Here is a 20714-nt window from a genome sequence, read left to right as displayed (position 1 = left end):
GACCACCCGAGATGACCGACAAGCCCGAATCCTTCGATTCCTCCATTCCGACGCTGACCGATGTCGTCGTGCCCGGCAAGCCGGAATACGCGCGCGCGCCGTCGATCAACGCCGCGATCGAATACGACGCGGACCAGATCGCCGAGCGGCTGCGCGGCCGCTTCACGAACTTCCTGACAGGCGATGCGCGCGCGCTCATCGAAGAACGCTGCCGCGAAGTGCTGCGCGAACATTCGACGCAACTCGTCTCGGCGATCACGCGCGAAGTCGCGATGGCGCTCGAAGGCCGGATGAGCGAATGGGTGCGCGATGCAGTCGAGGAAGAGTTGCGCCGTCAGCGCGGCGAATGAGTTCTATCGCGGCGACGGTATCTCCGCCCGGCACGCGATAACCTGATCCCGGCGACACCCTGTTTCTCCAGTCGAACGCGCGCGTTCGATTGTTGCGCTATTTCTTTTGGCGAACTGATCATGTTCGCCTGCCACGCATATCGTTACAAAGAGGATGACGCCGAAATTCGACGGGCGTTTACCTATACTGCCAATGCTTCGACCAGATACAGCGATGAGCGCGTGACTCGCAGTCGTGATGCACGCCTTGGGACGTCGGTGGCACGGAGTCGTCCAGCGCATGAGCAAACAACGATATCGCGGGCGGGACCGGCCATTCTTTACTGAACGGCGTCCTCATTACGCCGCCGTGCTCCTTCTTTTCGCGATGTCGGCGCACGCCGTCACGACACTCGGGCCAAGCTCGGCCACGCAGACGGTTTCGACCGACACGTCCTACCTGATCAAGCCCGGCACCGCGATCACGACCTCATCGGGCAACGCCATCAACGTCGAAGGCATTGCGCCCGTAACCATGTCGAACGCGGGTTCGATCATCAGTTCTACGGACAACATCGCGGCGGCAGTTGTGTTCGACGTGCCCGGATCGCTCGTCAATCAGGTGTCCGGCGCGGCGCTGGGCCATACGCACGGCATCCTCTTCAACAACAACGGTGCAGCCAACAATATCGTCAATCGCGGCGATGTCAGCGCGCGTATCAGCCATGCAATTACCTACTTGGGCGCGGCGAGCGGGACCGTCGACAACTTCGGAACGCTCAACGCCAACTCGGCGGTGACGGCCAGCACGGACGGCATTCTCCTCGGATCGACGGGCAACGTGACCGTGAACAATCACGCCGGGGCGGTCATCCGCTCGGGTATGGGCGATCACGATAACGGCAGCGGGATCCTCGTGAGTGCCGGAACGGCGCTGATTGGCAATGACGGACTCATCGATGCCTATCACGAAGGCATTCTCGGCAGAAGCGGCCTTCCCATGGAGGTACGCAATGGCGCCACGGGCGTGATCCGCAGCACGATCGGGGCGGGCGTGCGGCTCCAAAGCGGGAGCACGCTCGATAACGCCGGCGTCATTGCCAGCGGGTCGGAAACGGCCATTCTGCTATTCGGCCCGAACAACGTCGTGACGCTCGGCGCGGGTTCGCGGCTGATAAGCGGCAATGGCAACGCCATCACCAGCCAGAGCACAGACAATTCGATCATCCTGACGGGCACCAACACGGAGTCGGGGAACTTCTTCGCAAGTCCCGAACATGGCTTCGTCCGGCTGAACCCGCGCGCGGGCAGCGACTGGACGCTCAACGGCACGGTGCTGATGGGCGGGACATCCTCAGCGGCGCTCGATGTCGAAGGCGCGCTGACGCTCGGCGGCGCGGTCATTCAGAACGGCGGCGGCACGACGGTAAGGTCTTCGGGCTCGCTCACGCTCGGCACGGGCGGCGCGGCCGGCATCGTGACGGGCAATGTCGTCAATGACGGCCTGCTTCGGTTCAATCGCAGCGACGCCTTTTCGTTCGACGGCGCGATAACGGGAACGGGCACGCTCGTGCAGGCGGGCAGCGGCACCGCCGCGCTGACAGCAGCGGGATCGTCGCAAGGCGCGGTAAACGTGCAAGCGGGCACGCTCGCGCTGAATCAGCCGGGCGCGTTCAATGCGGGCAGCTATGCGACGCAGCCGGGCGCGACGACCGCCATCGCCGCGGATTCGACGCTGAACGTCGCGACGAACTTCAGCCAGGCGCCGGGCGCAGCGCTGACGATCGCCATCGGACAGGCCCAGCCGATCATCACGGCGGCGAGCGCGAGTCTCGGCGGCGCGCTGAACGTGAGCGGCTTCGGCGCGAGCGCGCCGGATTCCGCGAGCGCGCTCACGAGCACGCGCTTTGACATCATCCATACGAGCGGCGGTATCGCAGGCGATTTCGCGAGCGTCGGGTTCGGCGGCACGGCGAGTCCCGTCGATTATCTGACGCTCGCCGGCGCGAAGACCAACAACGGGCTCGACTACGAAGTCGGCTTCGGCCTGCGCTGGCTCGCAGGCGCGGCACAGGGCGACGGCGCGTTCACGCTCGCAGGCGCGGCGGATACCTTCAATGCCGATGTCGCGCTCAACGACCAGACTGGCCGGTTCGCGAGCGGCTGGGACGGCCGGACGTTGACGAAGAAGGGCGCGGGCACGTTGATCCTGTCGGCGGCGAACGGCTATACCGGCGCGACACTGATCGATGCCGGCACGCTCGCCGCGGGCGCGCGCGACGTGATCGCGGGAAGTTCGCAGCTCGCGGTGGCGGCGGGCGCGACCTTCGATCTGCGCGGCTTCGATCAGCACGTCAGCGATCTCGCCGGCGCGGGCAATGTGACGCTCGCCGGCGGTGCGCTGAGCGTGAACAGCGCGGCCGATTCGACGTTCAGCGGCACGATCGGCGGCGCAGGCAGTTTGACGAAGAGCGGCGCGGCCACGCTGACGCTGAGCGGCGACAACACGTTCACCGGCACGACGACGATCGCTTCGGGCGCGCTGCGGCTCGGCGCGGGCGGGACGACGGGCAGCGTCGCCGGGAACGTCGTCGATGACGGCGCGCTCGTCTTCGACCGCGCCGACAACGTGATCTTCCGCAACACGATCAGCGGCACGGGCGATGTCGTTCAGCAAGGCAGCGGCGTCGTCACGTTGACCAACGCGCAAACCTACAGCGGCGCCACGCGCGTCGATGCGGGCGCGCTGGTGTTGACCGACGGCGCGCGGCTCGCGAATACGTCTCAGGTAAGCGTGGCTCCGAGCGCGACCTTCGGCGGCTATGGCTCGGTGGGCGGCGCGGTGCTCAACAACGGCGTGCTGGCCATAGCCGATGCCGCGCCGGGTTTCGCGGGCGGTCCGGCGGGACAATTCCTCATCGGGGGCGCGCTCACGAACAACGGCGAGATTCGCATGGCGAGCGCCGCGCCCGCGAGCACGCTGACCGTCGCGGGCGATTACACCGGCAACAACGGCCGGATGGCACTCTCCACGGTGCTCGCGGGCGACGGATCGGCGACCGACAGACTTGTCGTACACGGCGGCACGGCGGGGCAGACGCGCGTCGCAATCGCAAATGCGGGCGGCGCGGGCGCGCAAACGGCGAACGGCATCGAGATCGTCCAGGTGGACGGACAATCGAACGGCGTGTTCACGCTTGACGGCCGCGTGGTCGCGGGTCCGTACGAATACAGTCTGCGGCAAGGCGGCCTGGCGACGCCGGACGATGGCGACTGGTATCTGCGTTCGGCGCCGACGCCGCGCCCGGAGCCGGGCGCTTACCTCGGCAATCAGCGCTCGGCCGAAACGATGTTCACGATGACACTGCACGATCGCGCAGGCTTCGCCGATTCCTACGCCGCGCTACCGCCGGACGCCGATAACGCGACGGCCTGGGCGCGCACGAGAGGCGCGCATACCGACAGCGACGCGGCCAGCGGGCGTATCGGCGAATCGACGGACACCGCGCTCGTGCAGGCGGGCATCGACCTGCTGCATCGGGTGTCGGACGGGCATCGCTGGCAGGCGGGCGTGATGGCGGGCTACGGCTCGTCCACCACCGATGCGACCGCGCAGAACAGTTCCGCGACCGCGCGCGGCAACGTCAACGGGGCGAGCGCGGGCGTCTACGCGACGTGGCGCGGCAATGCCTGGTCAGCCGATGGCCCGTACGTCGACACCTGGCTGCAGTACGCCCATTTCGACAACACCGTGAAGGGCGCGGATCTGCCGGGCGAGAATTATTCGAGCAGCGTGTGGGCGGGATCGCTCGAAGGCGGCTGGGCCTTTGCGCTCGGGCAGACATCGACGGGACCGGTGCTCGTCGAGCCGCAGCTTCAGTTGATCTACACGAACTATCACGCCGGCGATCACGTCGAGCACAACGGAACGGTGATTCACAGCGACGATGGCGGCGGATTCACGACGCGCGTCGGCGTGCGGATCTTTCACGCGCCAGGCTCGGCGGCGTCGCCCGGATGGCTGCCGTTCGCGGAAATCAACTGGTGGCACGACACGCAGCTTTCCTCGGTTTCGTTCAACGACGTGCGCGTGTCGCAGGACGGCCCGAGAAATCGCATGGAGTTCAAGCTCGGCGCGCAAGGCCAGATCGCGAAACAGTGGCGCGTGTGGGGCAATCTCGGCTATCAGCAAGGCGACGGCGGTTATCGGAGCTACGAAGGGCTGCTCGGCGCGCGCTACATCTGGTGACGCGCGCGCCGGTTGCACGTCAACCCGTCACCGCGCCCTTGTTCGCCGGCCCCGCGAGCGCCGCGAATTTCGCCAGCACGCCGCGCGTGTACTTCGGCGCGGGCTGCTTCCACGCGGCGCGGCGGCGCGCGAGTTCGGCGTCATCCACGTTCAGTTGCAGAAGCAGCTTGTGCGCGTCGATGGTGATCGAATCGCCTTCCTGCACGAGCGCGATGGTGCCGCCCGCGAACGCTTCCGGCGCGACGTGGCCGACCACCATGCCCCAGGTGCCGCCCGAGAAACGCCCGTCGGTGATGAAGCCGACGGATTCGCCCAGCCCCTTGCCGATGATCGCCGATGTCGGCGCGAGCATCTCCGGCATGCCCGGACCGCCGACCGGCCCCAGATAGCGCAGCACGAGAATGTCGCCAGCTTTGATCTTGTCGCTGAGAATGGCGTCCATCGCGCTTTGCTCGTCGTCGAACACGCGCGCAGGACCCGTGATGACCGGATTCTTCAGGCCCGTGATCTTCGCGACCGCGCCGTCTTCCGCGAGATTCCCGCGCAGGATCGCGAGGTGCCCTTCCTTGTAAAGCGCCTGCTCGATCGGGAAGATGACCTTTTGATCCGCGCGCGGCTTGCTCGGCACGTCCTTCAGTTCTTCGGCCATCGTGCGGCCGGTGATCGTGATGCAGTCGCCGTGCAAGAGACCCGCGTCGAGCAGGATCTTCAGCACTTGCGGAATGCCGCCGGCTTTGTGCAAGTCCGTCGCGACATATTGACCGGAAGGCTTCAGATCGCAGATGACCGGCACTTTCTTGCGCATGCGCTCGAAGTCGTCGATGCTCCATTCCACGTCCGCCGCGTGCGCGATGGCGAGATAGTGCAGCACGGCGTTCGTCGAGCCGCCCGTCGCCATGATGAGCGCCACCGCGTTCTCGATCGACTTCTTCGTGATGATGTCGCGCGGCTTCAGATCCCTCTTCACCGCTTCGACGAGTACGCGCGCCGATTCGGCCGCGGAATCGACCTTTTCCTGATCCGGATTCGCCATCGTCGACGAATACATCAGCGACATGCCGAGCGCCTCGAACGACGAGCTCATCGTGTTCGCCGTGTACATGCCGCCGCACGAGCCGGTCGACGGGCACGCGTTCTTCTCGACGCCCTTGAAATCCTCCTCCGACATGCGCCCCGCGGTGAACTCGCCGACCGCCTCGAAAGACGACACGATCGTCAGATCCTTGCCCTTCCAGTTGCCGGGGCGAATCGTGCCGCCATACACATAGATCGACGGCACGTTCATGCGCGCCATGCCGATCATGCCGCCCGGCATGTTCTTGTCGCAGCCGCCGATCACGACGACGCCGTCCATCCACTGGCCTTGCACGGCGGTCTCGACGCAGTCCGCGATTACCTCGCGCGACACGAGCGAGTACTTCATGCCTTCGGTGCCCATCGACATGCCGTCGGAGATAGTCGGCGTGCCGAAAATCTGCGGATTCGCATCGGATTTCCTGATCGATTCGACGGCGGCGTCCGCGAGGCGCTGCAAGCCCGCGTTGCACGGCGTGATCGTCGAGTGGCCATTGGCGACGCCGATCATCGGCTTGTCGAAGTCCTCCTCCTTGTAGCCGAGGGCGTAATACATCGAGCGATTGGGCGAGCGCGCGACGCCCTGAGTGATGTGCTTCGAGCGGCGATTGAAGGCCATGGTGTGCTCCTGAGGGGATGTTCTTGATTTGATGCAGCAAGAATGCAACCGCGCTATGTGTCTGTCCAATATATTATTCAGGGCTTACTAGGTCGCAAAACATATCAATGGAACTACGACTCCTGCGTTATTTCGTGACGGTCGCCGAAGAGATGCACTTCGGCCGTGCCGCCGCGCGCCTCGCGATGACGCAGCCGCCGCTCTCGCAGGCGATCCGCGCGCTGGAAGAATCGCTCGGCGTCGCGCTTTTCGTGCGCACGAAACGGACCGTGGAGCTGACGCCCGTCGGCAAGGATCTGTTGCCGGAAGTGCGCCGCCTGCTCGCATCCGCCGATGCGCTGCGTCCGCTCGCGCAATCGCTCGCGCGCGGCGAGGCGGGCGTGCTGTCGCTCGCGTTCGTCTCCACCGCCGATTACGGGCTTCTGCCGGCGCTGCTGCGCGATTTCGGTGCGCGTCATCCCGGCGTGCGTCTGCAACTGACCGAAGCGACGAGCGACGTGCAGATCGACGAACTCGTCGCCGGGCGCGTCGATGCGGGCCTCGTCATTCCGCCGCTGCCGCCGCGTTACGCGTCGTCGCTCGAGTATGTGCCGATCGCGCGCGAGCCGCTGATGATCGCGATGTCCGAGAAGCAGGCGCAAGAGCTGAACTCGGGCGAAGGCGAACCGGTCCGCCTGCACGATCTCGCCGCCGCGCCGCTCGTCGTCTTTCCGAGGCGTCTCGCGCCCGGCTTGCACGACATCATCATGGGCTGCTATGGCGCGGCCGGGCTCACGCCGCGTATCGGGCAGGAGGCGATCCAGATGCAGACCATCGTGAGCCTCGTGTCCGCCGGCATGGGCGTCGCGCTCGTGCCGCAATCGCTGCGTCATCTAAGGCGCACGGGCGTCGTGTATCGTCCGCTGCTCGATCCCGGTCCTTTCGTGGAAACGGGGCTGGTATGGCGGATCGCGGAAGTGAGTCCGGTGCTCGCCGGGTTCATCGAAATCGTCCGTTCGAGGGCCGAAAGCGCCGGTTCTGTATGATTCGCCCCTGTAGCCCGCTTAAAGATCCCCACATCAGAATGCTCATACATCCCAATTTCGATCCCATCGCGCTTCATCTCGGACCGCTCGCCGTGCGCTGGTACGGCCTCATGTACCTGGTGGCGTTCGTGTCGGCCATCGTCATCGGCCGGTTGCGGCTGCGGCTGCCTTATGTCGCCGCGCAAGGCTGGACCGTGAAGGACATCGACGACATGCTGTTCTACGGCGTGCTCGGCACGATTCTGGGCGGGCGCATCGGCTACGTGCTGTTTTACAAGGCCAGTTATTACGCCGCGCATCCGCTCGATATCTTCAAGGTATGGGAAGGCGGAATGTCGTTTCACGGCGGCTTTCTCGGCGTGACGCTCGCGATGGTGCTGTTCGCGTATCACCGCAAGCGCACATGGCTGCAGGTGACGGATTTCGTCGCGCCGATGGTGCCGCTCGGTCTCGCGGCGGGGCGACTCGGCAATTTCATCAACGGCGAGCTGTGGGGCCGCGTGACGGACCCGAACGCGCCGTGGGCGATGCTCTTCCAGAACTCGACGAACGACGACGCCGTGTGGCTCTCGAAGAATCCGCAGCTCGACGCGCAGTATCACCTCACGGAAATTTTTCAGCGTTACCACATGCTGCCGCGTCATCCGTCGCAGTTGTACGAAATCGCGCTGGAAGGGCTCGTGTTGTTTATCGTGATCTGGACGTTCTCGCGCAAGCAGCGTCCGGTCGGCGCGATTTCGGCGCTGTTCCTGATCGGTTATGGACTCGCGCGCTTCACCGTGGAATTCGCGCGTGAGCCGGACGATTATCTCGGCTTGCTCGCGCTCAATCTCTCGATGGGCCAATGGCTTTCGCTGCCGATGATCGTCGCCGGCGTGGTAATGATGGTGTGGGCCTACAAGCGCAATCTGCGCCTGCCGCCCGAATCCGCAAAGGCTTGAGGAAAGAGCGGGGCGGTCGAACGCCGCCCCGCGTGAACAGCGGGAGCGACGTTTAGCGTCCCATTTGTACGGAGCCGGAAACGTCGACGGTCACCGTGGTCGTGCCGGCTTCCATCGCGATCGGGGCCATCTTCGCATCGGCGCTCATCGCGCGCGATTGCATCATCATGACGGGACGCGGCTGCGCGCCGCTCCGTCCGACATTCACTTCCCGAATCGTGAAATTGCTGTAGCCGAAGCCTTGCGCGGCGCTTTGCGCCTGCTTGCGGAACGAATCGATGGCTTGCGAGACGAGCTTTTGCTCGGCCGCGCGCTGCGCTTCGGGCGACAGCGAGAACGCGACGCTACCCACTTGCATCGACGAACTCATCTTGCCCGCGAGCTTCGATGCCGCCGCGAAGTCATGCGATTCGAGCACGACTTCCGTGCGCCCGCGCCACGCGGAAATCTTGCCGTCGCGATCCGTCGACGGATAGACGGTGAACGAGCCGCTCTTCGCGGTCACGCCGTCGACACCTTTGGCTTCGCGTAACGCGGCCTCGGCGCGCTGATTGAGCGTGCTGGTGAGCGACGACGGATCGGCCGCTTCCTGTTCGTAGAAGAGCGTGATGTTGACGACATCCTGCGGCACTTGCGCGCTCGCTTGTGCGGAGAGCGAGAGCACGCCCGAGGGCTGTGGCTGCGTCATCACCGTCTGCGCAGCGGCGGTTTGAGACAACGTTAGCGCGGCACCGGACATCGCGAGCAGGGCGAAGGCGGCGGCGGTTTTCTTATTGAGCATCGAAGGACTCCGTGACATCGCGTACGTGCGACGGGATTTAGTCGCAGTCGTGAAGTCGTAAGTTCCTTGTTAGACGAGGTGCTCGGTAATAAATCGCCATTGCGCTTCGGTCACGGGCGTGATCGAGAGCCGGTTGCCGCGCGCGAGCACTTGCATGTCGGCAAGCTCTGGATGTTCGCGCAACGCGGCGAGCGATATGAGCGGCGTCTTCTTCACGAACTTCACGTCGACGAGCATCCAGCGCGGCGTTTCCTGCGTCGATTTCGGATCGTAGTAATCGCTCTTCGGATCGAATTGCGTGGGATCCGGATACGCCGTCGAGCACACTTTCGCGATGCCCGCGATGCCCGGCTCCGGGCAGCTCGAATGATAGAAGAGCACGCCGTCGCCGATCTGCATCTGATCGCGCATGAAGTTGCGCGCCTGATAGTTGCGTACGCCCGTCCACGGCAAGGTTTTTTTCGGCGCGTGCGCGAGATGATCGATGCTCGCTTCGTCCGGTTCGGACTTCATCAGCCAGTAGCGCATGGTCGTGTGCATGAATCGAAGAGCGAACGGCAGGGACAAACGAAAACGGCATCGGAAAAACCGATGCCGTTTCTTGAATGAGGTCCCCGCCACAGCCGCTAGGCCGGCATCCTGAACCTGGGTTCAAGATTGGTCGCGGTAAGCAACACTTCGGGTACATCGGACTAGCGACGCGCGCGCCCGTGCTGCAAGGTTCCGCAACCGTGCCAATGTAGCATTGGTTCAAGGAATATATGACCTTGGCGTACCAGGCAGGGAAACGTCACTCTACACCAATCGTTTGCCTTCTGCAGCCTCTTCACGCTACTTCGGCAGTTTCTTTTTTCGATTGACATTGCGCGCTGATTGACTCGACGCGCATCTGCCTTATTGCGCTTCGTGTTGCGCAATGACCGCGCCCAATTGCTCGTTCATCGAGTGCATCGTGCGGCGGATTTCTTCGGCGGGGAAGGCCTCGCCGTGACGCACGCTGTCCTGCAGCTTAAGCAATTCCGACGCCAGCGAAAGCGCCGCCATCACCGCGATGCGATCCGTGCCGCGCACGCTGCTTGCATTGCGCACTTTGTTCATTTCGGCGTCGACGCGCGCGACGGCTTCACGCAATGCGCCTTCGGTTTCCGGCGAGCACGCGAGACGATACGGCTGCCCGAGAATGGATACTTCGATCTGCGTGGTCGTCATGCCTTCTCTCCCTGATGATGCTCGCCGTGCAATTCCGTTTCATGTGCTTCCCGGGAATCGGCTTCGAGGAGATCGAGTTGATTGTCGGACTCGGCATGTTGCGCGGACTTGCCGCGCGGCAGCTTTTCGAGAATCGCGTTCAGGCGGATTTGCGCGTCGTCGATTTTCGCGGACAGCGAATCGCGTTCGGACTGCAGCGTATCGCGCTCTTCGCGCACTTGCGCGAGCTCGGCCTGCACGTTCGCATAGTCGGCGCGCAGCTGTTCGAGTTGTTCCTGCAGCGCTTGATGCGCCTGCTTGTGGCGCTCGCTGATCTGGATCAGCCGGCCGATGTTTCCTGACAGTGATTCGAGTTCGTTGAGCATGTGCTGCGTCCTCTAAAGACCTCGCATTTTAGCGCGGTTCAACGGAGCTTCCGATAAATGTCTCGTTTCGAGACGTAACAACACGCGATCTAGCGCTTAATCCTTCGAATCAAGCGCATGTCGCGATGCATTCGTGTGCAGAAAACGCGAGCGCCCCGCAACGCTCGTGATGACAGGCCGGCCGCTTCTCTTTCGCTTCTCGTTCGATTCGTCATGCGCCGCGCCAGTCTGCCCGCGCGGTTTTCTTGACGGCCCCGAACCGCGCTCCTACACTTGCCGCACTTTTGGTGCTCGCATCCGCGGATCTCGTGGATGCAGTCAAACGGGAAACAGGGAGCGAAGTCGCCGCAATCGACGACGAGCCAACCTGTGCTGCCCCCGCAACGGTAAGCGACCGCAACGCAAGTTGCAAGTCGTCTCATGCGCGTTTTTGCCGCGCGAGCGTGTCGAAATTCGTCGCACGCGCGCGACTGCAAGAAACGTGTCGATGCCACTGCGCGCCATGCGCGGGAAGGCGAGACGATTGATCGCCAGCCCGGATACCGGCCGGAGTCCGACGCATCGGCGCGCATGGCGCGGTGCGTTCGTCGCGCATCGTCCTCGCGGGGAGCGGGGTCGCGCTCACGCGAAACGGAACACTTCACACATGGTATTGCCACTGGCCGCGCTCAGAAGCGGTCTCTCCCGTCATGGCGCGCTCGTTGCGGCCATCGGCGCCTTGCCGTTCGCCGGCGCTGCACAGGCGGCCCAGACGGAAGACAGCACGCAAACGCTTGCGCCCGTCGTCGTCACATCGACGCGCGCGCCGCAGCCGCTTGCCGAATCGATTCCGCAGACATCGCTTTTTGACGAGCAGGACATCGCCGATGCAAACGCAAGCGACGCGCTCGGACTCGTCGCGCTCGCGCCCGGCGTGCAGATCACGCGCAACGGCGGACCGGGCTCGAACTCGGGGCTTTTCATACGCGGTGCGGCGTCGTCGCAATCGCTCGTGCTGATCGACGGCGTGCGCGTCGAATCGGCGTCGCTCGGCGCGGCACAGCTATCGCAATTGATGCTCGACCAGATCGGGCGCGTCGAGGTCGTGAACGGCAACGTGTCGGCGCTCTATGGATCGAATGCGATTGGCGGCGTCGTGCAGATCTTCACGAAGGAAGGCGAGGCGCATCCGCCGCGCTTCAACTTCGAGGCCGAGTACGGCAGCTATCACACGCAGCGGCAATCGGCGGGCGTGAGCGGCGCGCTCGACAAGGACGGCCGCACGACCTTCAGCGTGAACGTCTCGCGCGAGAAAACCGACGGCTTCTCGTCGATCGATCCGGGAATCGCGCCCGGCGCCAATCCGAACGCGAACGGCTATCTGAACGAGAGCGTCGCGGCGACGCTGCGTCACGAGTTCAGCGACAAGTGGGACGCGGGCGTGCGCTTCCTGCAATCGAACGGCATCAACAGTTTCGACGATGCCTATGGCCAGCCGACCGATATCAACGAAACGCACGATCGCGTGCGCTCGGCGTCGGTGTTCGCGAACGGCCGCGTCACGGATAACTGGACGACGCACTTCACGATCGCGCAGGGACAGGACCGCGCGAACATCGAGCAGAACGGCGTCTATACGAGCCGTTTCGATTCGGAGAACCGGCAATATACGTGGCAGAACGACGTGCGGATCAGCGACGCGCACAAGCTGCTCTTCGGCTACGAGCATCTCGATCAGACGCTCGATTCCGATCAGTTCAGCGCGCCCGACCGTCATGTGAATTCGATGTTCGCGGGTTACGTGGGGCACATCGGCGCGAACGAGTTGCAGGCGAATCTGCGCCGCGATCAGTATTCCGATTTCGGCGGCGCGAACAGCTACTATCTGGGCTACGCGTATAACTTCGACGCGCACTGGAAGGCGAGCGCGAGCTATTCGGCCTCGTTTCGCGCGCCGAGCTTCGACGATCTCTACTATCCGCTGAGCGGCAATCCGTCGATTCAGCCGGAGCGCAGTCATTCGGTCGAGGCGGCGTTGCAGTACGCATCGAATGCGCTCGGCGTGGTGCGCGTGACGCTTTTTCAGACGCGCTATTCGAATTTGATCGATTACGTGTCCGACGGCGGCTTCTACTATGTCGCGCAGAACGTCGGGCGCGCGAAGGTGCAGGGCATCGAGGGATCGTGGGCGGGGCACGTCGGCGCAACGGATGTGCGCGCGGGCGTCACGTTCCAGAATCCCGTCGACGAAACGAATCACGAGGATTTGACGCGGCGCGCGCGGCATTTCGCGACGCTGACGGCGCATCGCACGATCGGGCCGTGGCGCGTCGGTGGCGAATGGATCGTGAGCGGTCAACGCAGCGATTACGATTCGACGCTCGCGGGCTACGGCATCGTGAATCTGTCGGCGCGCTGCGACATCTCGAAGTCGTGGTACGTCACGGCGCGCATCGACAACCTGTTCGACAAGGACTATGAACTTGCGTACTCGTACAACACGCCACGACGCGGCGCGTACATCACGTTGGGCTGGCATCCGTCGTGAGCCGCGTGGCTGAACGTCCGCGCGCGATGAACGCGAGCCGCGCCACCGCGATCTGGATCGCGCTCGGCGCAGCGACGCTCGTCGTGCTGGTCGCGTCGCTCGCGATGGGCAGCGTCGCGTTGCCCGTATCGCGCGCGATCGGCGCGCTCTTTCACGCGCACTCGGCGACGCCCGATATCGCCGATGACATCGTGCTGACCTTGCGTCTGCCGCGCGCGCTCGCGGGCTTCGCGTCGGGCGCATTGCTCGCGTTCGCCGGCGCGCTGCTGCAAGTGCTGTTGCGCAATCCGCTGGCGGAACCGTACGTGCTCGGCGTATCCGGCGGCGCGGCAACCTTCGCGCTTGCCGCGATGCTCGGGTCGCTGCCGTGGTGGGGCGTCGATATCGCGGCTTGCGCGGGCGCGTTCGCATCGATCGTTCTGGTCCTCGGACTCGCGCGCAAGGACTTGTGGCAAAGCGGACAGGACGCATCGCCGAGGCTCTTGCTGACGGGTGTCGTGATCGCATCGGGATGGGGCGCGCTCATCACGCTGATCCTGAGCGTCGCGCCCGAGAACCGTTTGCGCGGCATGATCTTCTGGCTGACGGGCGATCTCAACGGCGCGGCGGCGCCATGGCCCGCGCTGATCGCGCTCGCCGTCGTGCTCGCGGTCATCGTTCCCGTCGCACCGCAACTGAACGTGCTCTTGCGCGGCGATACGACCGCGCGCGCGCTCGGCGTGCCGGTCGAGCGCTTGCGTCTGCGCGTGCATCTCGTCGCATCGATCGCGGCGGCGGCGGCCGTGACGACGGCGGGCACCATCGGCTTCGTCGGGCTCGTCGTGCCGCATCTGTTGCGCCTCGCGTTCGGCAACGATCAGCGCATGCTCGTGCCCGCCGCCGCGCTCGCGGGCGGACTCGCGGTGATGGCCGCCGATCTCGTCGCGCGCACGGTGATCGCGCCCGCGCAATTGCCGGTCGGCGTCGTCACGGCATTGATCGGCGTCCCGATGTTCCTGTGGATGCTGCTGCGGAGGCCGCGATGATTTTGCGGCTCGACGCCATCGTGCTTCGCGCGGGTAAGCGCACGCTCATCGACGGGCTCACGCAGTCGATCGAAGCGGGCGAAATGTGGTGCATCGCCGGGCCGAACGGCGCGGGCAAGACGACGCTCATCAACGTGCTCGCCGGGATTGCGAAAGCCGCATCGGGCAGCGTGTCGCTCGACGGCCGCGCGCTCGCGTCATGGCGCGCGACGGAACTCGCGCGCGCACGCGCTTTGATGCCGCAAGCCGCGCACGACGCCTTCAGCGCGAGCGTGCTCGATACCGTGCTGCTCAACCGCTTTCCGCATCTCACCGGCTGGGGCTGGGAGAGCGACGAGGATCGCGCCGCCGCGCACGCCGCGCTCGAAACGTTGGGTCTCGCATCGTTCGCGTCGCGCGACGTGCTGACGCTTTCCGGCGGCGAACGCCAGCGTGTCGCGCTCGCCGCCGTGCTGTGCCAGAACGCGCCGCTGCTGTTGCTCGACGAACCGCTTTCGCATCTCGACCTGCATCATCAGATCGATTGCCTGCACGCGTTGCGCGACGCGGCGCGCGCGCACAAGCGCACCGTAATCTTCTCGTGCCACGATCTGAATCTCGCGCGCCGTTTCGCGACACACGCGCTTCTGCTCGACGGCAACGGCGGCGCTCATGCGGGACTCGTCGCCGACGTGCTCACGGCCGAACGCGCGAGCGCCGCATTCGGCTATCCGCTCGCGTTGATTCGCGATGGCGAGCACGAAGCGCTCGTGCCTTCCATCCCTCGCTCATGAAAGGAATTCCGATGTCCACGAATAACGGCATCCCGATGCCCCGCGCGCTCGACCGCGCCATCGAAGGCGAACTGCGCCGCATCATCGACACGAAGACGAAGCCGCCCGGCAGTCTCGGGCGGCTCGAAGACATCGCGCTGCAAATGGGCCTGATTCAACGCACGGCGAAGCCGCGCATCGAGCGTCCCGCGATGATCGTCTTCGCGGGCGATCACGGCATCGCGAAAGAGGGCGTGAGCTCGTATCCGCAGGAAGTGACCGCGCAGATGGTCGCGAATTTTCTGGCGGGCGGCGCTGCGATCAACGCGCTGTCGCGCTCGGTCGGCATGACGCTCGAAGTCGTCGATGCGGGCGTCGCGACGCCGATTCCCATCGATCATGGATACGAGCGTCTGTCGCTCGGGCTCGGCACGCGCAACTTCGCGCACGAACGCGCGATGTCGCGCGAGACCGCGCTCGAAGGCATCGCGCGGGGCGGGGCGCGCGTGCGGCATCACGCGTCGCTCGGCACGAACGTGATCGGCTTCGGCGAAATGGGCATCGCGAATACGTCGGCGGCGGCATGTCTGATGAGCCGTCTGTGCGATCTGCCGATCGACGAGTGCGTCGGGCGCGGCACCGGTCTCGACGAGCGAGGACTCGCGCACAAGCGCGAGGTGCTGTCTAAAGCGCTCGCGCTGCATCGCGATGAAGGCGATGCGATCGACACGCTCGCGACCTTCGGCGGCTTCGAAATCGCGATGATGACGGGCGCGTATCTCGCCGCCGCGTGCGCGGGCATGACGATACTCGTCGATGGTTTCATCGCGACTTCCGCGTTGCTGGTTGCATCGAAGATGGCGCCTGACGTGCTCGACTATTGCGTGTTCGCGCATGCATCGAACGAGACGGGGCATCGCCGGATGCTCGCGCATTTCGGTGCCGCGCCGCTGCTGCAACTCGAGTTGCGTCTGGGCGAAGGCACGGGCGCGGCGCTCGCGTTGCCGATCCTGCGCGCGGCCGTCGCGTTCGTCGACGAAATGGCGAGCTTCGAGTCGGCGGGCGTCTCGAATAAAGCCGACTGAGATGCGCCCGCTCGACGAACTGCGCTATTTCTTCACCGCGCTCGGCTATTTCACGCGCGTGCCGGTGCCGCGCTGGGTCGGCTTCGAGCGCGACTATCTGAACGCGGCGGCGCGCTATTTTCCGCTCGTCGGCGCGATGGTCGGCGGCGTCGCGGCGCTGGTGTATCTCGCGGCGTTGCGCGTGTTTCCGGCGGGCATCGCGGTGCTGCTTTCGATGGCCGCGACGCTCGTCTTGACCGGCGCGTTTCACGAAGACGGACTCGCCGATTGCGTCGATGCCTTCGGCGGCGCATACACGCGCGAGGACGCGTTACGCATCATGCACGACTCGCGCATCGGCGCGTTCGGCGCGATTGCGTTGATGATCGCGCTCGCGCTGAAATGGCAGACGCTCGCCGCATTGCCGCCGCAACGCGTCGCGTGGACGATGATCGCCGCGCACGCCGCGAGCCGCGCGTTCGCAATCAGCTATCTCGTCACGCTCGATTACGTGCGCGCCGAAGGCAAGGCGAAGCCGGTCGCGCAGCGCATGAGCGTGTCGTCGTTCGCGCTGGCGCTCGCGTTCGGCCTGCCGTGGCTCTTCGTGATCGACTGGAAGCTCGCGTGCGTGACGATCGTCGCGCTGATCGTTCTGCGCTTGTTCATCGGACGGTACTTCGTGCGGCGCATCGGCGGTTACACGGGCGATTGCCTCGGTTTCGCGCAGCAAGTGTTCGAGATCGCGATCTATCTCATAGGGCTCGCATGGATCTCGTCCTGATCCGGCATCCGGAAGTCGCCGTCGATGCGGGCGTTTGCTACGGGCAAACCGATGTGCCTTTGCAGCGCGATGCGCGCGAATCGGCGAGCGCGTTGACGGCGCGCATGAAGGCGCTGAACGTGCCCCCATGCGTCGATGGATGGCACGCGAGTCCGCTCGTGCGTTGCGCTTCGATCGCGCGTGCGCTGGGCGGCGACGTTCATCCCGACGCACGTCTGGCCGAGATGCACTTCGGCGCGTGGGAAGGGCGCGCGTGGGACGCGATCGATCGCGCGCTGATCGATGCATGGGCCGACGATATCGCCCATGCGCGTCCGCACGGCGGCGAGAGTCTCGCGCAGTTCGCGCATCGCGTGATCGCGTGGTTCGATGCGACGTGTGTCGATGAACGGGCCGTGCATGTCGTCGCGCATGCGGGCGTCGTGCGCGTGCTTGCTGCGCATCTGCTCGGCGTCGCGCGTGAATCGGCGTTGCAATGGCCGCTCGATTTCGGCGGGATCGCGTGGTTCAGGCGCGTGCGCGGGCAGTGGCTGCTTGTGCGGTGGAACGCCTGACTACTTCGTCCTCCGCTCGCGCGCGATTTCCAAATCGCGGCACAGCTCATCCGCGCCCAGCGCAAGCCGCGGCGTCGGCCGATTGATCAGATCGCCGTCGATGCCGAAGAGATTGCCGCGCGCCACCGCCGTCATCGATGTCCAGCGCCGCCATCTTTCGAGCGCGGGCAACGGGCGATCGGGCTTCGTCGCGCCGGGTGTCGCCGTGACGATCGCTTCCGGATTCGCCGCGAGCACGGCTTCGGTCGATATCGTCGGCACGCGCGGTTTCTCGGCTGCGAACACGTTCGCGCCGCCGCACAAGCCGATCACTTCGTCGAAAACGTTGTCGCGATTGAGCGTCATCAACGGATCGTCCCACACCTGATAGAACACGCTCACGCGCGGCCGTTCCGCGTAACGCGCACGCAATCGCGCAATCTCGCGCGTGAAGGCATCGGACGCGGCGCGTGCCTCATTCTGCGTGCCGAGCAGCGCGCCCAGCTTGCCGATGCTCGCCGCGATATCGTCGAGATGCTTCGGCTCGCTGAAATAGATCGGCACGCCGAGCGCCTGCAGCCGATCCGTCTGACGCGCCGCATTTCCATGCCGCCACACGACGATCAGATCCGGATGCAACGCGACGATGCGTTCGAGATCGAGCGCCTTGTTGTCGCCGACGCGGGCAATCGCCTGCGCCTCTTTCGGATAATCGCTATACGTCACCGCGCCGACGACGCGCGCGCCGCCGCCCGCCGCGAACAGCAACTCGGTGACATGCGGCGCGAGACTGACGACACGTTCGGCGGGCTTCGCGAGCGTGACGGACGCGCCGCTGTCATCGACGACGGTGATCGCATGCGCTTGCGTCACCGCGAAGCCGATCAGCAGGGCAATCGCACGGCGCAACTTCACGCGCAAATCTCCCGCAGCGCGAGCGACAGGCGCGCCCAGTCGCCTTCCGCGCCTGGCAATCCGATGCGCAGGCTCGGCGTCATGCCGGGCAGATCGAAAAGACGCGTCCAGATGCCGCGCAACGCGAGCGCGTGTTGCAGTTCGGGCGCTTTCGGCGTCGCTGTCCACGCGAAAAGCGGCGTCGCGCGCACGTCGAAACCGTAGATGGCGATCGATGCGGCAAGGCGCGCGCCATCGCGATGCAGACGCTCGCGCATTTCGCGCTGCCACGCGATATCGGCGAAAGCGGCGGCGACCGCATGTCGCGCCGGGCCGCTCACGGTCCATGCGCCGAGCGCGTCGCGCAACGCGTCGGCGAGCGCGGGCGCGGCCAGCACGAAACCCGCGCGAATGCCCGCGAGCCCGAAAAACTTGCCGACCGAGCGCAGCACGACGAGCCCGTCGTGCGCCGTCTCGCTCGCCAGCGACGATGCGGGATCGGTATCGGCGAACGCTTCATCGACGATCAGCGTGCCGCCGCGCGAGGCGAGCTGTTCGTGCCAGGAAAGCAGCGTGTCGCGCGCGACGCGCTCGGCCGTCGGATTGTTCGGATGGGCGACGATGACGTGATCGAACGTATCGGGCAAATCGTGCTTCGTGATGTCGAGCGTGGCGATCGCGTGGCCCGCGCGTGCGAACGCGGGCGCGTATTCGCCGTACGTGAGCGGCGCGACGGCCGCCGTGCCGCGGCGCAAAAGCGCGGGCAACGCGCGTATCGCCGCCTGCGATCCCGCCACCGGCAACGCGAGCGGCGCGCCGTAGTAGCGCGCGGCGTCTTCGGCGAGGCCGTCGTCGTCTTCGGGCAGGCGCCGCCACGCATCGGGCGCGACGGGCGGCACCGGATAGCCGTGCGGATTGATGCCGGTCGACAGATCGAGCCAGTCATCGAGAGATATCGCGTAGCGGCGCGCGGCCTCGCGCAGATTGCCGCCGTGCCGGATGGATTGCGTCATGTCAGTCAGCCACTCGTCGTTACGCTCAGAACCGCGATCATCAATAGCACCGCGAGCCACATCAATGTCGCGCGCTCGACGAGCCGCAACGCCGCGACGACATGCTTCGCCGTCGCCGTATGCCCCGCGCCGAGCGTCGGACGCGTTTCGAGCACGCCGTGATACACCGCCGCGCCGCCGATCAGCACGTTGAGACTGCCGGCCCCCGAGGCCATCACCGGCCCCGCGTTCGGGCTGTCCCACGAGCGCGCCTGCGTGCGCCAGCAGTGCCACGCCATGTGCGTGTCGCCGGCGAGCGCGTAGGTCGCGGCCGTGAGGCGCGCGGGGATGAAGTTGAGCACATCGTCGAAGCGCGCGGCCGCCCAGCCGAAACGCACAAAGCGCGGCGTGCGATAACCCCACATCGCGTCGAGCGTGTTGGCGAGGCGGAACATCAGCGCGCCGGGGCCGCCCGCGACCGCGAACCAGAAGAGCGCGCCGAAGATCGCATCGTTGCCGTTTTCCAGCGCCGATTCGACCGCCGCGCGCGAGAGCGCGTTTTCATCGGCTTGGGATGTATCGCGCGACACGATGCGCGACGTCAGCACGCGCGCGTGATCGATATCGCCGAAACTCAACGCGCGAGCGATCGGCGCGATGTGCTGGCGCAGGCTTTTCGCGCCGAGGGCGAACCAGAGCAGCAGCACATGCACGAGACACGCATACGCGAACGGCAGCGCGCCGACCAGAAACCACGCGATGCCGACCGGCGGCGCGACCAGCGCGAACCACGCGAGGATGCCCGCCGGCCGCGCGCGAAAGCCGGTGTTCACGCGCACTTCGAGCTTCGTCGCGAGATTGCCGAAGCCGACGAGCGGATGCCGCGCGCGCGGCTCGCCGAAGATGCGATCGACGATCACGCCGAGCACGGCGAGAAGCGCCATTGCGTAGGCGGAGAGAAGGAGCATCGCGCTAACCCTTGAGCGCGAGCGGAAGGCCCGCGACCATCAGCGTCGCGCGTGTGCTCGCGGCCGCGACGCGCTGATTCAGCCGGCCGAGTTCATCGACATAAAGACGCGTGACGGAGCCGAGCGGCACGACGCCCAGCCCGATTTCGTTGCTCACGACGATCACTTTGCCTTTCGTCTGCCCGAGCGCCGCGTCGAATTGCGCGAAGGCATCGCGGGCGCTGTCGGGCAGAACGGCGACTTCGTCGCTCATCGCTTCTTTCGAAAAAAGCAGATTCGCGAGCCACAGCGTCAGGCAGTCGATCAGCACGCAATGTCCCGCGCGATCCGCTTCGCGCAACGCGCCCGCGAGATCGAGCGGCGCTTCGACGAGCGTCCAGTGTGCGGGCCGGCGCCCGCGATGCAGCTTCACGCGTTCGGCGAACTCCGCGTCGCCGACGCGCGCAGTCGCGATATACGTCACGGGCAGGCCGCTTTCGGCGGCGAGCCGTTCGGCGTGCGCGCTCTTGCCGGAGCGTGCGCCGCCGAGGATGAAAGTGAGGTCGGGGGTCATCGCGATATTGTACTGACGGGCTAAGATAGCGCG

General features: G+C 65.5%; 19 protein-coding genes, 1 other RNA gene and 1 riboswitch. Of the genes, 10 read left to right on the top strand and 10 right to left on the bottom strand.

The window, feature by feature from the left end; all coding sequences use genetic code 11:
- Window positions 1-11: 11 nt before the first annotated feature.
- Window positions 12-350, top strand: coding sequence for a DUF2486 family protein (locus BG60_RS22325; RefSeq protein ID WP_008351113.1), 339 nt, complete (start codon window positions 12-14; stop codon window positions 348-350).
- A gap of 280 nt (window positions 351-630) precedes the next feature.
- Window positions 631-4578, top strand: a complete 3948-nt coding sequence (locus tag BG60_RS22320; protein ID WP_241484877.1) for an autotransporter outer membrane beta-barrel domain-containing protein — start codon at window positions 631-633, stop codon at window positions 4576-4578.
- Window positions 4579-4597: 19 nt separating this feature from the next.
- Here BG60_RS22320 and ilvD read toward each other — a convergent pair whose 3' ends face one another.
- Window positions 4598-6271 carry a dihydroxy-acid dehydratase gene (gene ilvD, locus BG60_RS22315; RefSeq protein WP_008351111.1) on the bottom strand — a complete coding sequence of 558 codons (1674 nt, stop codon included), beginning with the start codon at window positions 6269-6271 and terminating at the stop codon, window positions 4598-4600.
- 107 nt (window positions 6272-6378) lie between these two features.
- On the opposite strand from ilvD, the gene BG60_RS22310 reads away from it, so the two are divergent.
- Together BG60_RS22310 and lgt are read left to right on the top strand one after the other, a co-directional pair.
- Window positions 6379-7296, top strand: a complete 918-nt coding sequence (locus BG60_RS22310; RefSeq protein ID WP_034472937.1) for a LysR family transcriptional regulator — start codon at window positions 6379-6381, stop codon at window positions 7294-7296.
- Window positions 7297-7334: 38 nt separating this feature from the next.
- Window positions 7335-8237, top strand: coding sequence for a prolipoprotein diacylglyceryl transferase (gene lgt / locus BG60_RS22305; RefSeq protein WP_034472935.1), 903 nt, complete (start codon window positions 7335-7337; stop codon window positions 8235-8237).
- A 52-nt stretch (window positions 8238-8289) separates the two neighbouring features.
- On the opposite strand, the gene BG60_RS22300 is transcribed toward lgt, so the two are convergent.
- From BG60_RS22300 to BG60_RS22285, 5 genes are all read right to left on the bottom strand, one after another.
- Window positions 8290-9018: an SIMPL domain-containing protein gene (locus tag BG60_RS22300; protein WP_034472932.1), complete on the bottom strand. Its 729-nt coding sequence runs from the start codon at window positions 9016-9018 to the stop codon at window positions 8290-8292.
- A gap of 69 nt (window positions 9019-9087) precedes the next feature.
- A complete protein-coding gene (locus BG60_RS22295) occupies window positions 9088-9546 on the bottom strand; it encodes an EVE domain-containing protein (protein WP_008351103.1) in 459 nt (152 codons plus the stop codon).
- 79 nt (window positions 9547-9625) lie between these two features.
- Window positions 9626-9807: non-coding RNA, 6S RNA (ssrS, locus tag BG60_RS36655), on the bottom strand.
- Window positions 9808-9912: 105 nt separating this feature from the next.
- The gene (locus tag BG60_RS22290) at window positions 9913-10227 is read right to left on the bottom strand and encodes a cell division protein ZapA (RefSeq protein WP_008351102.1); all 315 of its coding nucleotides are present in this window, start codon (window positions 10225-10227) and stop codon (window positions 9913-9915) included.
- On the bottom strand, window positions 10224-10592 hold the full coding sequence (locus BG60_RS22285; RefSeq protein ID WP_008351100.1) for an ATPase: 369 nt from the start codon (window positions 10590-10592) through the stop codon (window positions 10224-10226). The genes BG60_RS22290 and BG60_RS22285 overlap by 4 nt, the downstream gene beginning before the upstream one ends.
- 267 nt (window positions 10593-10859) lie before the next feature.
- A riboswitch (cobalamin riboswitch) is annotated at window positions 10860-11157 on the top strand.
- Between the two features lie 81 nt (window positions 11158-11238).
- Here BG60_RS22285 and BG60_RS22280 point away from each other — a divergent pair.
- Genes BG60_RS22280 through BG60_RS22255 form a run of 6 tightly spaced genes read left to right on the top strand, consistent with a single transcriptional unit; the run spans window position 11239 to window position 17295 of the window.
- Window positions 11239-13119 carry a TonB-dependent receptor domain-containing protein gene (locus BG60_RS22280; protein WP_034472931.1) on the top strand — a complete coding sequence of 627 codons (1881 nt, stop codon included), beginning with the start codon at window positions 11239-11241 and terminating at the stop codon, window positions 13117-13119.
- Window positions 13116-14144 (top strand): FecCD family ABC transporter permease, encoded by a 1029-nt coding sequence (locus tag BG60_RS22275; protein WP_034472929.1) that lies wholly within the window; start codon window positions 13116-13118, stop codon window positions 14142-14144. Before BG60_RS22280 ends, BG60_RS22275 begins: the two co-directional genes overlap by 4 nt.
- Window positions 14141-14917, top strand: coding sequence for an ABC transporter ATP-binding protein (locus BG60_RS22270; protein WP_034472993.1), 777 nt, complete (start codon window positions 14141-14143; stop codon window positions 14915-14917). Before BG60_RS22275 ends, BG60_RS22270 begins: the two co-directional genes overlap by 4 nt.
- A gap of 11 nt (window positions 14918-14928) precedes the next feature.
- A complete protein-coding gene (cobT, locus tag BG60_RS22265; RefSeq protein WP_174447746.1) occupies window positions 14929-15981 on the top strand; it encodes a nicotinate-nucleotide--dimethylbenzimidazole phosphoribosyltransferase in 1053 nt (350 codons plus the stop codon).
- A gap of 1 nt (window position 15982) precedes the next feature.
- Window positions 15983-16741 (top strand): adenosylcobinamide-GDP ribazoletransferase, encoded by a 759-nt coding sequence (locus BG60_RS22260; RefSeq protein ID WP_034472923.1) that lies wholly within the window; start codon window positions 15983-15985, stop codon window positions 16739-16741.
- Window positions 16726-17295: a histidine phosphatase family protein gene (locus BG60_RS22255; protein WP_008351088.1), complete on the top strand. Its 570-nt coding sequence runs from the start codon at window positions 16726-16728 to the stop codon at window positions 17293-17295. Before BG60_RS22260 ends, BG60_RS22255 begins: the two co-directional genes overlap by 16 nt.
- Here the strand turns inward: BG60_RS22255 and BG60_RS22250 are convergent, their stop codons facing one another.
- Genes BG60_RS22250 through cobU form a run of 4 tightly spaced genes read right to left on the bottom strand, consistent with a single transcriptional unit; the run spans window position 17296 to window position 20681 of the window.
- On the bottom strand, window positions 17296-18189 hold the full coding sequence (locus BG60_RS22250) for a cobalamin-binding protein (protein WP_034472991.1): 894 nt from the start codon (window positions 18187-18189) through the stop codon (window positions 17296-17298).
- Window positions 18186-19181 carry a threonine-phosphate decarboxylase CobD gene (gene cobD, locus BG60_RS22245; RefSeq protein WP_034472921.1) on the bottom strand — a complete coding sequence of 332 codons (996 nt, stop codon included), beginning with the start codon at window positions 19179-19181 and terminating at the stop codon, window positions 18186-18188. The genes BG60_RS22250 and cobD overlap by 4 nt, the downstream gene beginning before the upstream one ends.
- 5 nt (window positions 19182-19186) lie before the next feature.
- Complete coding sequence (gene cbiB / locus BG60_RS22240) at window positions 19187-20128, bottom strand: adenosylcobinamide-phosphate synthase CbiB (RefSeq protein WP_034472919.1); 942 nt, start codon at window positions 20126-20128, stop codon at window positions 19187-19189.
- Window positions 20129-20132: 4 nt separating this feature from the next.
- Window positions 20133-20681, bottom strand: coding sequence for a bifunctional adenosylcobinamide kinase/adenosylcobinamide-phosphate guanylyltransferase (gene cobU / locus BG60_RS22235; protein WP_034472917.1), 549 nt, complete (start codon window positions 20679-20681; stop codon window positions 20133-20135).
- Between the last annotated feature and the right edge of the window lie 33 nt (window positions 20682-20714).

The organism is Caballeronia zhejiangensis (assembly GCF_000698575.1).
Lineage (GTDB): Bacteria > Pseudomonadota > Gammaproteobacteria > Burkholderiales > Burkholderiaceae > Caballeronia > Caballeronia zhejiangensis.
This window is presented reverse-complemented; position numbering and strand designations above follow the sequence as displayed.